This window comes from Anoxybacter fermentans, from assembly GCF_003991135.1.
GTDB lineage: Bacteria > Bacillota > Halanaerobiia > DY22613 > DY22613 > Anoxybacter > Anoxybacter fermentans.
The window spans coordinates 2,110,448-2,124,560 of sequence record NZ_CP016379.1 but is presented as its reverse complement, the minus strand read 5'-3'; the positions used below and the strand labels follow the sequence as shown (position 1 = coordinate 2,124,560).

Genomic DNA, 14,113 nt, shown 5'->3' with positions numbered 1-14,113 from the left:
GGTTTAGTGAGTATTAAACTAAAGTTAGTAGTATTGTTTTTAATTTTAACTCTGCTTCCAATGGGGATTATCGCAGTATATTCCACCTCTACTTCATCTGATGCTTTAAGGGAGAGTGCAAAGTTATTTTTAAAGGCGAAGTTAGATTCTTTTGCGCAGATAGTAGAACATGAAGTAGGAGGTCGATCTTTAACAGGGTTTATTAAGCAAATAATAATTAATGCTTTAGTAGAAAAAGCTAAAGAAGAGAAATATTTCACGTCAGGATTTTTATCGATAGTTAAAATGGATGGAACTGTGGTTTATCATCCTGACGAAGAATTGATAAATAAAAACTTATTGGATCGGAATTATGTTGCTAAAGCTTTAGAACAAAAAAAGGGGTATTATTCATATGAAGTTAATGGTAAAGGATATGAAAGCTATTTGGCTTATAATAAAGATTTAGATATAATTTTATGGGCTATTGTTCCTCGAACTGAAGTATTTGAAGCTGCAACCAGAATGCAGAGAAATAACTTTGTATTTATCTCAGTGGTTGCAATATTTATTGCAATTATTGGGTTATTCTTTGCTAGTTCTATTTCCAATCCTATAAAAAATGTAGTGAGAGATATAACATATATTGCTGAAAACCTGGATTTTACGTCAATCTCTATTGAAAAATATGCTAATCGCCATGATGAAATAGGAATTTTAGTAAAATCTTTTTTAAAGCTAGTAGATCGTTGGATAGGTGTAATTGAAAAAGTAACTCAGGTGTCTAAGAGTCTTCTTGAATCAAGTGCTCAGTTAGCGGAAACGTCTGAAGATTCATCTGCTGCTTCCGAAGAGATAGCGGCATCAATTGAAGAAGTATCTAATAGAGCCAATGATCAGACAAATTATTTGAATCAAGCTATAGAGGCGGTAAATCAACTAGTTAAAAATTTAAATAATACTTCTTCTTTAGGAAATGCGGCATTTCGTTTGGCTTCTACTACCCTAGAGACAGCCGCACAGGGAGAAAAATCAATTACAAATGTAGTTACTCAGATGAATAATATTAATTCAGTAATTGGGCAAATTTCTGAAGTTGTTAATACTTTGGTTCAGAAATCTACTCAAATTGATGAAATTGTTAATTTAATTGATAGTATTGCAAATCAAACACAATTATTGGCTTTGAATGCTGCTATTGAAGCTGCAAGGGCAGGAGAAGCTGGTAGAGGATTTAGTGTGGTTGCAGATGAAATTAAGCAATTGGCGGAAGAGTCGATGAAATCTGCAAACCAAATTAAAAATTTAATCGAAGAAATTCAAGAAGAATCCAGACGGGCTAGTTTAGCCATGGATAGAGGAAAGAAAGAAGTTGAAAGTGGAGTTAAAGTGGTAGATGAAGCAGGTAAACTATTTAGCCAAATTACAACGGTATCTCAATCTAACTTAAAAGGTTCTGAACAGGCTAATGAGGCATTACAGGAAGCTGTGAAGATTGCTGATCAGATTATTGACCGCGTTCATGAGGTTGCTGGTATTGCTGAAGAGACTGCTGCGTCTGCAGAAGAAGTATCTGCTTCTACAGAGGAACAGACTGCAACAATGGAACAGGTATCTGCTTCTGCAACCATGTTAAAGGAAATGGCAATGGAGTTAGAAAAAGTTATTAGTATATTCAAATTGAAAAATACATAAATTTGAAGTAAAAGTTTATAAAAACTATAATTACAAACTTGACTTTTTCCTCCATAACCTGTAAAATTAAGGCAGGGGATGGAGGATTTGTTTTTAATAGATCTTAATAAGAAAGGGGGTTAAAGGTTTTACTATCAAGGGTTTTTCGAGAGATATTTTAAAATAAATGAAGACTATTTTAAACATAAAAAGGTATAATTAAGATATGAAGTTTCCTAGAAAAAGGAAGTAGATAATAGTTTAAAACCATTCTATTAGATAGGGTACAGAATATCATGATTGGAATTAAGTAATTAACCGAAAAAAAGTAATCGAAATACAACTGATACAGTATTGCATGAGAGATAACACCTTATAGGAAAAATCGAGCTTTTGCCCCTTGAAAAGAAGGAGGGGAATTTTAACGGAACAACATTTTGAGGGGGAGGAACTAAAAAAATGAGAAGAAAGGGTATGGGAGTAGAGGCTTTTATAGTTAATGAATTGCAAGATGATATTCAGATTGAAAGTAATACAATTAGGTGTAGATTGGTTAATGATCATTTAGTAGGTTCTAGACCGGAACTTACTGTAATTGAAGGAGGAAAAAAAGAAAATTATGGAGAAATATTAATTAGATTGATTAATACCGTAGATGAAATTAGGGAATTTGTTCATTTTAGTCATTCTATTTATAAAGATGATTGGTATTGGCCTGGACAGGATGATGAAGAAGAAATGGCCTATTTTTTACCAGAAAAAAATGTAACTATTCGTTATCTGGATACACAGCTTTTCGTTGCAGAAAGAAATAATCAAATTGTTGGTAGAATTGCTGCCTGTATCAATCCAGCATATAATGATTTATGGAACCAGAAAGTTGGCTTTATTGGCTTTTTTGAATGTATCGATGATCAAAAAGTAGCTAATAAATTATTTGATTCTGCAATTCAATGGATAAAAAATAAAGGAATGAAAGAAGTATATGGGCCATTTAATTTAACTTCTAATGATGTAGTAGGAATTATGATTAAAGGTTTTAATCGAGTTCCTACGTGTGCTTTACCATATAATCCAGAATATTATCAGAAGTTATTTGAAAATTATGGTTTTGAAAAAATCCGGGATACATATGAATTAAAAACTAATATTATTAATTTTTTAACAGCTTGTGATAAAAAGAAAAAGATGATACAACATTTACTTGATAATCCAGATATCACAGTTAGACCTTTAAATAGAGATAATTTTGAAGAAGAAGTATCTAAAATTCGTAAGGTATTTAATATTAGTTTTGCTTCCCACTGGGGATTTTGCCCAGTTGCTGAAGATGAATTTTTGGAGATGATGAAGTATTATTGCTATAATTACATTCCAGAAGATTTATTCCTTATTGTGGAAGATAAAGGTAAAATAGTAGGTTTTGCATTTTTTAATGTCGATTATAATCAGAAAAAACATGCTAAAAGACATGGATATGAAGGAAAGATAACCCATGTTAAAGAATATATTGTAGGAGTATTACCTGAATATCAGAAAAAGGGATTTGGTAAACTTTTAATTATTTCATTAGGAGAACAGCTTAAAAATCATGATTTTACAGAAGTTAGTGTATCCTGGATTGTAGAGGATAATGTGAAGTCATTAGGGCTTTTTAGAGGTTTAGGTTTTGAAGATTACTCTCTCTTTAGAGTATATAGGAAACAGATTTAAATTTTATAGTACTTTGAGGCTGTTGACAAGTCATACATCAACAGCCTCTTTTTTTAGTATTTAGGAAATTATATTTTTTACAGGTTGAAAACAACATTTGTTTATAAATATATTATTAAACTGTAAAAGCTAATTTTGAGTGATATAGAAATTTTTCGTTTAACCTTCTTAATGAGATTGAAGGAGAAATAAGGCCTCATATGAGAAGGTGATGAGCCAATCAAGGGTCTGATTAGTGTGCCTTATTTTAACTAAAATCGAACTTTAGATGGTTTAAAAAATTTCTTTTCAAGCGAAAAACTAGTTTTTTGTAGTAAAATCATAATTGGAAATTTTAAGAAGATCAATTGAGATGTAAAAGATGCGGTAGAAAGGTAGGGGATTCGTATAATAAGTTTCTATAATATTATAAATATTATAAATAGTTCTACTATGATTAAAAAGATTACAGACCACAGTAGAGTGTCTGAAGGATATTTTATTCTTTAAAAATTTAAATATTAAATTTTTATTAAATAACAAGTATAATATTTAAAAATTATATAATTTTTTCTTTTAACTAAATAATATATATTTTGAAAAAATATGAAGGAGTTTATAAATTAGCATCGAAATAGTTAATAAAACTAATTGCAAGGAGGTAATAAAATGTTAGTACTCAGGAATTGTAGGGTGTTGGATTCGGAGAAATGGGAATTAACTGAACCTATAAATTTAGTTATTGAAGGAGATGAAATCAAAGAGATTACCCATTCTGTACCTGAAAATTGTGAGTCAATTAATTTAGATGGTAAAGTTGTGTTGCCTGGATTAATTGATGCTCATGTTCACACTACTTTTACTGGTGATCCTACAATGTATGATTTTGATGAGGTGGGTGTGGTAATCAAAACTGCTAAGCGGCTGAAAGATTATCTTAAAGATGGTATTACTACTATTCGTGATGTTGGTAGCTTGAAGCAAATTATGACCAGGATTCGCAAGGCAGTCAATGAAGGAATTTTTATTGGTCCCAACATTATTTGTTGTGGGGAGTTTATAACTACAACAGGAGGACATGGCTATGAAGGTGGTCGCCAGGCTGAAGGTGAACTTGAATTAAGAAAAGCTGTTCGGGAGCAAATAGCCCATAATGTTGATTTTATTAAGATTATAGGTACAGTAGGTTGTATGGAAGATGGCATTGAAACTGGTACACCTCAGTACACAGAAGAGGAGTTTAGAGTAGTAGTTGAAGAAGCAGCAAAATTTGGTCGAAAGGTTGCTGTACATATTGGTGGCACAAAAGCAGCTATTGATGCCATTAATGCTGGTGCACATTCTATTGAGCACGGGATTCTTTTTGAAGAAGAAGCTATTGATTTGATGGTAGAAAAGGGAGTTTGGTATGTACCTACATTAACTCCTCCATATAGAATGTATTATGATGTAATGGAAGGATTCCCTCAATGGATGATAGATAAAATGGAAAAACTTGTAAAAGCTCACTTTAATGCATTTCGCATAGCAGTAGAAAAGGGAGCTAAAATTGCTGCAGGGACGGATGCCGGAACTCCATTTAACCCACATGGTGACTTACGTTTTGAATTAAAGCTTATGGTTCAGGAAGGTTTGACGCCGTTACAGGCAATTCAGGCTGCTACGATCAATGGTGCTGAATGTCTAGGTATTTCTGATAATTATGGTACAATTACTCCTGGTAAAAAAGCTGATTTGATCGTTTTAGAGGATAATCCTTTAGAAGATATAAACAATCTGGATGGTCTCTTATATGTTATAAAGCATGGTAAAATTGTAGTAGATAATACCCGGTAAAAGTTAAAATTTTTTAACCTCCTCTTTTTAAGAGGAGGTTTATTCTTTGATAAATTATAAAAGCCAGTGTTTTTATTCAATTTTAATATTTGTCAAGTATTTAAAAGGAAGATCTCTGCTAAATGGAGAATTATATGGATATATCTGGTTTCAAATGCTGATCAGGTCTGTCTCAGTATGTAATCTACTGCCTGTCTAAGGTTTTTACAGCAATAATCAGCATTGGGGTCCTGTTTACCTAATTTGATGGTTCGGCATCCAGCAGCTTTTCCAGCCTGGATATCTATATCCCGATCCCCCACCATCCAGGATACTTTTAAATCAATTCTATGCTTTTTAGCTAAAGTAAGAATCATTCCAGGTTTTGGTTTACGACAATCACAGGGTTGGTGAAAATGAGGACAATAGGCAATACCGTCTATACAGGTATTGTCTGCTTTCAGGATGGTTTCCAAATGATCATGAATAGCTTTTAAATCCTTCTCTGTAAAATAACCCATCTCGATCCCTCCCTGGTTGGTGACTATGAAAACCAGATATCCAGCTTTTTTAAGTTGCTGTATGGATGATGCTGTCCAGGGATAGAGAATTAAATCTTCAGGTTTATTTACATGTCTGGAATTATCATTGATTACGCCGTCTCGATCTAAAAATACGGCTTTTTTACTCATAGTTCCATCCTCCTTCTATTTTTTTGTATATTGTTTATTATAGCATAAATTTAATTTCTACTATCACCTCAATATTTAGAAAAGGTTTTTAAAAAAACACCGATTGATCTGGCAGTTAATTTCCAGACGAAAACAAGTGGCAGTCCCGTTTTTTTTATTATATTAAGTTGATTGTTTACAATTTTATTTATAATGTTATAGCTAGACATTTAAATCTTTCAAAAAAAAATCATTATTGGGAGGAATAGAATATGTCTTTTATTGTTACTCTTTATGTTCCCGAAGGAATAGTTATGGCGGCAGATAGCCGTCTTACTATGAACTTTCAAAAAAAATTACCTGATGGAACTTCCTTATTTCAATCATTTATTGCCAGTGATACTAATCAAAAATTATATCTTATTAATGAACGTTTTGGACTTTCTTTATGTGGAGAAGCAGCTATTAACAATATTCCTCTTGCTGGATTTATCAATACATTTGAAGAAAGAATTTCATCCAATACAGATGTGACAGAGATTCCTGAAGCACTAATAAAATATTTTAAAGAAATAGGGAATAATCCCCGAATTACTTTTCATCTTTCTGGTTATCGGGTTGAAGAAGGGATCAGTATTCCCTATGTTTATATAGGGCATGTAAGTGAAAGTAAATTCTTAAGGGTAAATTATCGGAATGATCAGATTTATTATGGATGTTCCTGGGGAGGCGATAGTGATATCTTTGCAAGACTGATACTTCCTGCACGGGTGAAAAAAAATCGAGGAGAATGGAAAGAACTTCCCTATTATGAGATACCTTATAATTTTTTTACTTTACAGGATGCCATTGATTTTGCAATCTATGCCATTCGCACAACCATTCAGACTATCCGTTTTCAGACAAGACCCAAAACAGTAGGTGGTCCTATTGATGTATTAGTTCTAAAACCTGGTGAGCAGCCATACTGGATTCAAAAAAAGAACTATCATGGGGAAAATGCTTTAAAAGAAATATCCACCAGGTTATGAAAACCATATCTATTAAGAAAAGGCTTTTAGCCTTAAAGATTTTATTTTTCTTTGCTTTATTGAAGTATAATTAAAATTCTATTATTTTTTTAATTAAAATTAAAGTCTCAGGCAGGAATTTTTATACTGATATTGAATATAAATAATGATGATTAAATTATATTAAAAATAAATATTCACCAACTCCATATTCAGATAAGAGGTGCTATATTATGTATGTAAAACATTTACAGTGTATATCCTGTGGTAAAGAATATCCCGCCACTCCTCAACAATTAACCTGTTCAGAATGTGGACCGGATGGAATATTGGATGTAATTTATGATTACTCGCAAATTCAAAAAGTTTTTACAAAAGAAAATTTAGCGATAAATCGGGATCATTCAATATGGCGGTATATGCCTCTATTGCCCATTGACCCTAATGTAAAACGTCCCTCACTGAGAGTGGGTGGAACTCCCATTTATTACGCGAAGAAATTGGGAAAAGCTATAGGTGTGGAGAAATTATATTTAAAGGACGATGGTTTAAATCCAACCGGTTCTTTAAAAGATCGTGCATCAAGTATAGCTGTAGTAAAAGCTGTGGAAGCAGGTGCTAAGATAGTGGCCTGTTCTTCTACTGGTAATGCAGCTTCATCACTTGCAGGAAATGTAGCATCATTGAACGAATACGATTTAAAAGCCTGTATCTTTGTGCCGGAGAGAGCACCAGCTGGAAAGATAGCTCAACTACTGATTTATGGGGCAATAGTGATCAGTGTAGAGGGAAGTTATGAAGATGCCTTTAATCTCTCTGCAGCAGCTATTGAAAAATATGGCTGGTACAACCGAAATGCTGCTATTAATCCATATCTGGTTGAAGGAAAGAAGACAGTTGCATTTGAAATTTGTGAACAACTTAATTGGGAGGCCCCAGATTGGGCAGTTTTCTCTGTAGGTGATGGTTGTACCATAGCCGGAGCATATAAAGGGTTTTATGATCTCTACCAATTGGGTATGATTGATAAAATTCCAAAACTGATAGGAGTCCAGGCTGAAGGTTGTGCACCGTTGACCAGGGCCTGGGAGACAGGAGAACCCTGGCAGAAGACAGAAGAGAATACGTTAGCTGACAGTATTGCTGTTGGCAGTCCGCGAAATCCAGAAAAAGCCCTGAATGCTGTCAGAAAATCTCAGGGTATGATGGTAAATGTATCAGATGAAGAAATTCTTAAAATGCAGACTTTTATTGGACGTCATACCGGGGTTTTTGGTGAACCTGCTGGGGTTACAGGGTTTGCTGGACTCAAAAAATTGATTGATGAAAAAAAGATTTCACCTGAAGATAGCTATGTTGTAGTGATTACCGGTAATGGTCTTAAGGATATTGCCAATGCTAGAAAAGCTGCAGGTGAACCGGTTAGAATTGCTCCTGATTTAGAAAAACTGGATCAGTTATTAAAAGAATATGGTCTAATAGATAAATTATAATAGAGGGGAGTAATGGAAAGTGCAATTAGGTCAAAAAATTCGTCATAAAAGGCAAGAGAAAGGTTTAAGTTTGACCGAATTGGCTGAAAAAATAGGTCGAACCCCCAGTTTTTTAAGCCAGATTGAACGGGGGTTGGCTGAACCATCTATTACATCTTTAAGAAAAATTGCCGATGCTTTAGATGTACCTATCTTTTATTTTCTTCTGGATACTGAGGAACATAATCCGGTTGTCCGTCGTAATGAACGGAAAGTTTTAAATTTCCCTGAATCTCATTTGACCTTTGAATTGATATCTCCTGATTTAAATCGAAAGATGGAGATTATGGAAGCACGTTTAGAACCGGGCGCATCTACCTGTGATGAACCTCTAACCCATCCTGGAGAAGAATGTATGTTAGTTTTGCAGGGGAAAATGAAAATTGAAATTGGAGAAGAAGTATATTACCTGGAACCAGGGGATAGTATTTATTACTTTTCTATGATTCCGCATCGGGTTACCAGTGTGGGGGATGAAGATCTGGTCTGGATTTCCTGTATGACCCCGCCAGCATTCTAGTTTTAATCAGCTGCTGTTTTTATGTAGCAGCTGATTGAGTAATACATTAAGTTCAAATGAACCAAGGGGGGAGTTAAATGACCAGGATATTACAAGAAGAACTGGTTGAAAAAATTCATGCTAAAGCTAAAGAGTATGAGGCTGAGATGGTTAAGTTTATGCGGGATTTAATCCGAATTCCTAGCGAAAGCACTCAAGAAGAAAAGGTAATTCAACGTATTAAAGAAGAGATGGAGAAAGTTGGATTTGATGAGATTAAAATTGATCCAATGGGGAATATTTTGGGTCGAATTGGTAACGGTCAGCGAGTGATTGCTATGGATGCTCATATTGACACCGTTGGTGTTGGAGATATTGAAGAATGGGAATGGGATCCATACGAAGGTAAAATGGAAGATGGTATTATTTACGGCCGGGGTGCTACTGACCAGGAAGGTGCAATGGTCAGTATGGTTTATGCCGGGAAAATAATTAAAGATTTGGGACTGACTGAAGAATATACCGTTTGGATGGTTGGTAGTGTTCAGGAAGAAGATTGTGATGGTCTTTGTTGGCAGTATATAATTAATGAAGATAAGTTAGTTCCTGAGTGTGTTATTATTACAGAACCAACCAATTTAAACATCTATCGCGGTCATCGTGGCCGGATGGAGATGGCTGTTATAACCAAGGGTGTTTCCTGCCACGGTAGTGCTCCAGAACGGGGTGTAAATGCGGTTTATAAGATGGCTGATATTATTAAGGGCATTGAGAAGTTAAATGAACGGTTAAAAAATGATCCTTTCTTAGGTAAGGGAACTATTGCTGTCACCTATATAGATTGTAAAACTCCAAGTCTCTGTGCAGTTCCAGATGAGTGTTATATCCACTTAGACCGCCGCTTAACTGCTGGAGAAGATAAGGAATTAGCTGTTCAGCAGGTAAAAGAAGTAATTAAAGAAGCTGGTGTAGAAGCTGAAGTGAAAGTACTTAAATATAATACTCCCAGCTATACCGGATTGGTTTATGAGACAGAAAAATATTACCCAACCTGGGTACTTTCAGAAGATCATCCAGTAATCCAGAGTGCTGTAGAAACTTACCGGGAAGTTTTTGGTACTGAACCAAAGGTTGATAAGTGGACTTTTAGTACCAATGGAGTAGCAATTATGGGTATGCACAATATTCCATGTGTAGGATTTGGTCCTGCCCATGAGATTTATGCTCATTCTGTAAATGATCAAATTCCTGTAGAGCATCTGGTTAAGGCAGCGGCGTTTTATGCAGCATTTCCAACCGTTTATATCAAAATGATAAAGGCTTAGTTAGATAGAGGTTATTAGTGAAAAAATAATCAAAATTTTTGCTAAATTAGCTAAATTAAATTTTTAACATAATAATATTAAATTTCAAAAAACAAGGAGGGTTTTTACATGCATTCTTTGTTAAGAGGTAAACATTTTATCACTACTCAAGAGTGGACTAAAGAAGAATTGGATATGGTATTGGATGTTGCGAAGGATTTAAAAAGAAGATTTGCTTTAGGTGAACCCCATCGTCTGCTTCAGGATAAAACTTTGTTCATGATGTTCTTTGAACAATCTACCCGGACCCGGAACTCCCATGAAGCAGGTATGACTCAATTAGGTGGTCATGCCCATGATTTAACTCCAGATAAAATGCAAATAAGTCATGGTGAGGCTCCAAAAGATACAGCCAAAGTTTTAAGCAGATACGGTCATGGAATTGCTATCAGAAACTGTTTCTTTGGAATTGGTAACAAATATATCAGAGAAGTAGCAAAACATTCCAGTGTACCAGTTTTCAATATGCAATGTGATATTTATCATCCAAACCAGGCTATGGCTGACTTAATGACCATCAAAGAAAAGTTTTCTGATGATATCAAAGGTTTGAATGTTTCAGTTATCTGGGCTTATACTAAAAGTTATATGAAGCCTTTATCTGTACCTCAATCCCAGATTCTGTTATTCCCACGGTACGGTATGAATATAACTTTGGCTTATCCAAAGGAATTTCCATTGATGCCTGAGATTGTAGAGCAGGCTAAGGCCAATGCCGAGGCTGCCGGTTGTACTTTCAGGATAACCCATGATATGGATGAGGCTTTCAAAGGTGCTCATGTAGTAATTGCAAAGAGCTGGGGTGCTCAGTTGACCACTACTGACGAACAGGAATCTCTTGCATTGTGTGAAAAGTATAAAGACTGGATTTGTGACGAAAGAAGAATGGCTTTGGCTGAGAAAAATGCAATCTATATGCATGCACTACCTGCTGATCGGGGTAATGAGGTTACAGATGCTGTTATTGATGGCCCGCAATCTGTGGTGTTTGATGCTGCTGAAAACAGACTCCATATCACTAAAGCTCTATTGGCATTGTGCATGGGTGGTAGACCATAAGTTTGTCTTGTGATTGAACTGATTGTTTCGGTAGGAGAGTATAAATACTCGATGAAGTAGAAATCCACAGAGCTTATATAAAAATCTACAAAATTTATAAGAGGTGAATTAAAATGTTGGAACATCTTAAAAAAGTTGATCCAGAGGTTTTTGAATGGATTGAGAAAGAAAAAGCTCGTCAGCACGATAAAATCGAATTGATTGCTTCAGAAAACTTTGTTAGTCCTGCAGTTATGGAGGCAGCTGGTTCCTGTTTGACTAATAAGTATGCTGAAGGATACCCGGGAAAGCGGTATTATGGTGGTTGTGAGTTTGTTGATGAAATAGAAAAATTGGCTATTGAGCGGGCCAAAAAGTTATTTGGTGCAGAACATGCCAATGTGCAACCTCACTCTGGTTCCCAGGCTAATCAGGCTGTATATTTTGCTATGGTTCCAATTGGTGGTACCATTCTAGGTATGGATCTCTCGCATGGCGGTCATTTAACCCATGGTAGCCCTGTTAATCAGTCTGGTACTTATTATAATTTTATTCACTATGGAGTTTCTAAAGAGACTGAAACTATCGATTATGATCAGGTCAGAGCTCTGGCTTTAGAACATAAACCAAAGTTGATCGTTGCTGGTGCCAGTGCATACCCACGGGTGATCGATTTTGCTAAATTCCGTGAGATCGCTGATGAAGTTGGAGCCTATTTTATGGTAGATATGGCTCATATTGCTGGTCTGGTAGCAGCTGGTTTGCATCCAAATCCTGTGGAATATGCTGATTTTGTTACTACCACCACTCACAAAACTCTAAGGGGTATCCGTGGCGGTATGATTCTTTGTAAAGAAGAATATGCCAAAGCTATTGATAAAGCCATTTTCCCAGGTTTGCAGGGTGGTCCGTTGATGCATATTATCGCTGCTAAAGCTGTAACATTTAAAGAAGCTTTGAGTGATGAATTTAAAGATTATCAAAAGCAGATAGTGAAAAATGCCAAAGTTCTTGCTGAAACCTTGATAGAAAAAGGTTTTAGATTGGTATCAGGTGGTACCGATAATCATTTAATGCTGGTCGATTTGACCAATATGGATGTGACCGGTAAAGAAGCAGAACAGGTCTTAGATAAAGTTGGTATTACTGTTAATAAGAATACCATTCCATTTGAAACCCGGAGTCCATTTGTAACCAGCGGTATTCGGATCGGTACTCCAGCAGTTACAACCCGCGGTTTTAAAGAAGATGAAATGCGGGAAATTGGTCAACTGATCTATGATACCATTATAAACCGCGATAATGAAGAAGAATTAGCAAAAATTAAAGAACGTGTTGCTGCTTTATGTAGTCGTTTCTAAATTAAGATTTATCTTAAAAAAAGCCCGTGATCAGGTGAGGGTAATGGGTGTCTTTAAATACCCATTACCTTTCTACGGGGCTTTTTTTTCAAGGGGGAATTAAGAAAGGATGGCGTCTTTATTAATTAAAAATATTAAAGAACTGATCACTATGGATGATCAATTACGGCGTTTTAAAAATTACAGTATTTTAATCGAGGATGGAATTATCACAGAGATTGCGCCTGAGATTGATGTGGAAGCGGATGAGGTTATCGATGCTAAAGATATGTGGGTTTTTCCCGGATTGATCAATACCCATCACCATATGTATCAAACCTTGACCCGTAATATCCCTGAGGTACAGGATATGGAGTTATTTGACTGGTTAATGATCTTATATCCTATTTGGAGCAGACTTACTCCTGAAGCCGTTTATACAAGCACTCTTTTGGCCGGGGGGGAATTGCTAAAGACCGGATGTACGACAACTGTTGACCATTTTTATGTTTTCCCTAAAGATCAGCCGGGAACTTTGATTGATGAACAGATACGGGCAGCTAAAGAGCTAGGCATCAGGTTCCATCCCTGCCGAGGAAGTATGTCCAGGAGTAAAAAAGATGGTGGATTACCTCCTGATAGTGTAGTTCAAACTCCTGATGAGATATTAAAAGACTGTCAACGGTTAATTGAAAAATATCATGATAATAGAGTTGGATCTATGTTACAGATTGTTTTAGCTCCCTGCTCTCCTTTTTCGGTGACTACTGATCTATTAAAAGAAACGATAGTTCTTGCCAGGGAGTATGGTGTACACTGCCATACCCATCTCTGTGAAACCAAGGATGAAGAGAATTATTGTCTTGAAATCCATGGCATGCGCCCTCTTGCATATATGGAAAGTGTTGATTGGATTGGGCCAGATGTCTGGTATGCTCACGGAATTCATTTCAATAATGAAGAATTGAAATTACTGGCTGAGACAAAGACGGGAGTGGCTCATTGTCCTGTTTCTAATCAGAAATTGGCTTCTGGTGTGGCCCGGGTTCCTGAAATGCTGGATATGGGTATTCCAGTAGGATTGGCAGTGGATGGGAGTGCCAGTAATGACTCTTCCAATATGATTGCCGAGATGAGAGCGGCTTTTCTCCTCCATCGGGTTATTTATGGAATTAAATCAATGTCTGCTGAACGTGCTCTTTATCTGGCAACTAGAGGTAGTGCTCAACTTCTAGGCCGGAATGATATTGGTTCTATAGAAGTAGGTAAAGTGGGAGATCTTTTTATGGTTAACTCAAATCGTCTGGGTTTTGCTGGTGGACAGTTGGATCCTGTTTCAGCATTGGTACACTGCGGAGATACCCAGATTGTAGATTATACCATTGTCAATGGTAAGATTGTGGTAGAGAAAGGTAAATTAGTAACTGTTGATGAGGAAAAGCTTATAGCCGATGCTAATCGTATTAGTATGCAGATGATTCAGGGGTAAAGGAGTTGAG

General features: G+C 35.8%; 11 protein-coding genes. 10 read left to right on the top strand and 1 reads right to left on the bottom strand.

Annotated features, from left to right (window positions below):
• Positions 1–6 precede the first annotated feature (6 nt).
• The 3 genes from BBF96_RS09650 (at position 7) to BBF96_RS09640 (ending at position 5,181) form a co-directional block, all read left to right on the top strand.
• On the top strand, positions 7–1,674 hold the full coding sequence (locus tag BBF96_RS09650; protein WP_127016953.1) for a methyl-accepting chemotaxis protein: 1,668 nt from the start codon (positions 7–9) through the stop codon (positions 1,672–1,674).
• 438 nt (positions 1,675–2,112) lie between these two features.
• The gene (locus BBF96_RS09645) at positions 2,113–3,366 is read left to right on the top strand and encodes a GNAT family N-acetyltransferase (protein WP_127016952.1); all 1,254 of its coding nucleotides are present in this window, start codon (positions 2,113–2,115) and stop codon (positions 3,364–3,366) included.
• Positions 3,367–4,014: 648 nt separating this feature from the next.
• On the top strand, positions 4,015–5,181 hold the full coding sequence (locus BBF96_RS09640) for a metal-dependent hydrolase family protein (protein ID WP_127016951.1): 1,167 nt from the start codon (positions 4,015–4,017) through the stop codon (positions 5,179–5,181).
• Positions 5,182–5,342: 161 nt separating this feature from the next.
• On the opposite strand, the gene BBF96_RS09635 is transcribed toward BBF96_RS09640, so the two are convergent.
• Positions 5,343–5,852 (bottom strand): D-glycero-alpha-D-manno-heptose-1,7-bisphosphate 7-phosphatase, encoded by a 510-nt coding sequence (locus tag BBF96_RS09635; protein WP_127016950.1) that lies wholly within the window; start codon positions 5,850–5,852, stop codon positions 5,343–5,345.
• A gap of 251 nt (positions 5,853–6,103) precedes the next feature.
• Here BBF96_RS09635 and BBF96_RS09630 point away from each other — a divergent pair, with 251 nt between their 5' ends.
• The 7 genes from BBF96_RS09630 to BBF96_RS09600 all read left to right on the top strand — a co-directional run bounded on the left by BBF96_RS09630 (position 6,104) and on the right by BBF96_RS09600 (position 14,103).
• Positions 6,104–6,862, top strand: a complete 759-nt coding sequence (locus tag BBF96_RS09630; RefSeq protein WP_127016949.1) for an Ntn hydrolase family protein — start codon at positions 6,104–6,106, stop codon at positions 6,860–6,862.
• Positions 6,863–7,074: 212 nt separating this feature from the next.
• A complete protein-coding gene (locus BBF96_RS09625) occupies positions 7,075–8,334 on the top strand; it encodes a threonine synthase (protein ID WP_127016948.1) in 1,260 nt (419 codons plus the stop codon).
• 19 nt (positions 8,335–8,353) lie between these two features.
• Positions 8,354–8,893: a helix-turn-helix domain-containing protein gene (locus BBF96_RS09620; protein WP_127016947.1), complete on the top strand. Its 540-nt coding sequence runs from the start codon at positions 8,354–8,356 to the stop codon at positions 8,891–8,893.
• A 77-nt stretch (positions 8,894–8,970) separates the two neighbouring features.
• Positions 8,971–10,197, top strand: coding sequence for a YgeY family selenium metabolism-linked hydrolase (locus tag BBF96_RS09615; RefSeq protein ID WP_127016946.1), 1,227 nt, complete (start codon positions 8,971–8,973; stop codon positions 10,195–10,197).
• 108 nt (positions 10,198–10,305) lie between these two features.
• The gene (locus BBF96_RS09610) at positions 10,306–11,295 is read left to right on the top strand and encodes an ornithine carbamoyltransferase (RefSeq protein ID WP_127016945.1); all 990 of its coding nucleotides are present in this window, start codon (positions 10,306–10,308) and stop codon (positions 11,293–11,295) included.
• 116 nt (positions 11,296–11,411) lie between these two features.
• Positions 11,412–12,635 carry a serine hydroxymethyltransferase gene (locus tag BBF96_RS09605; RefSeq protein ID WP_127018238.1) on the top strand — a complete coding sequence of 408 codons (1,224 nt, stop codon included), beginning with the start codon at positions 11,412–11,414 and terminating at the stop codon, positions 12,633–12,635.
• 109 nt (positions 12,636–12,744) lie between these two features.
• A complete protein-coding gene (locus BBF96_RS09600; protein WP_127016944.1) occupies positions 12,745–14,103 on the top strand; it encodes an 8-oxoguanine deaminase in 1,359 nt (452 codons plus the stop codon).
• The last annotated feature ends 10 nt before the right edge of the window (positions 14,104–14,113 follow it).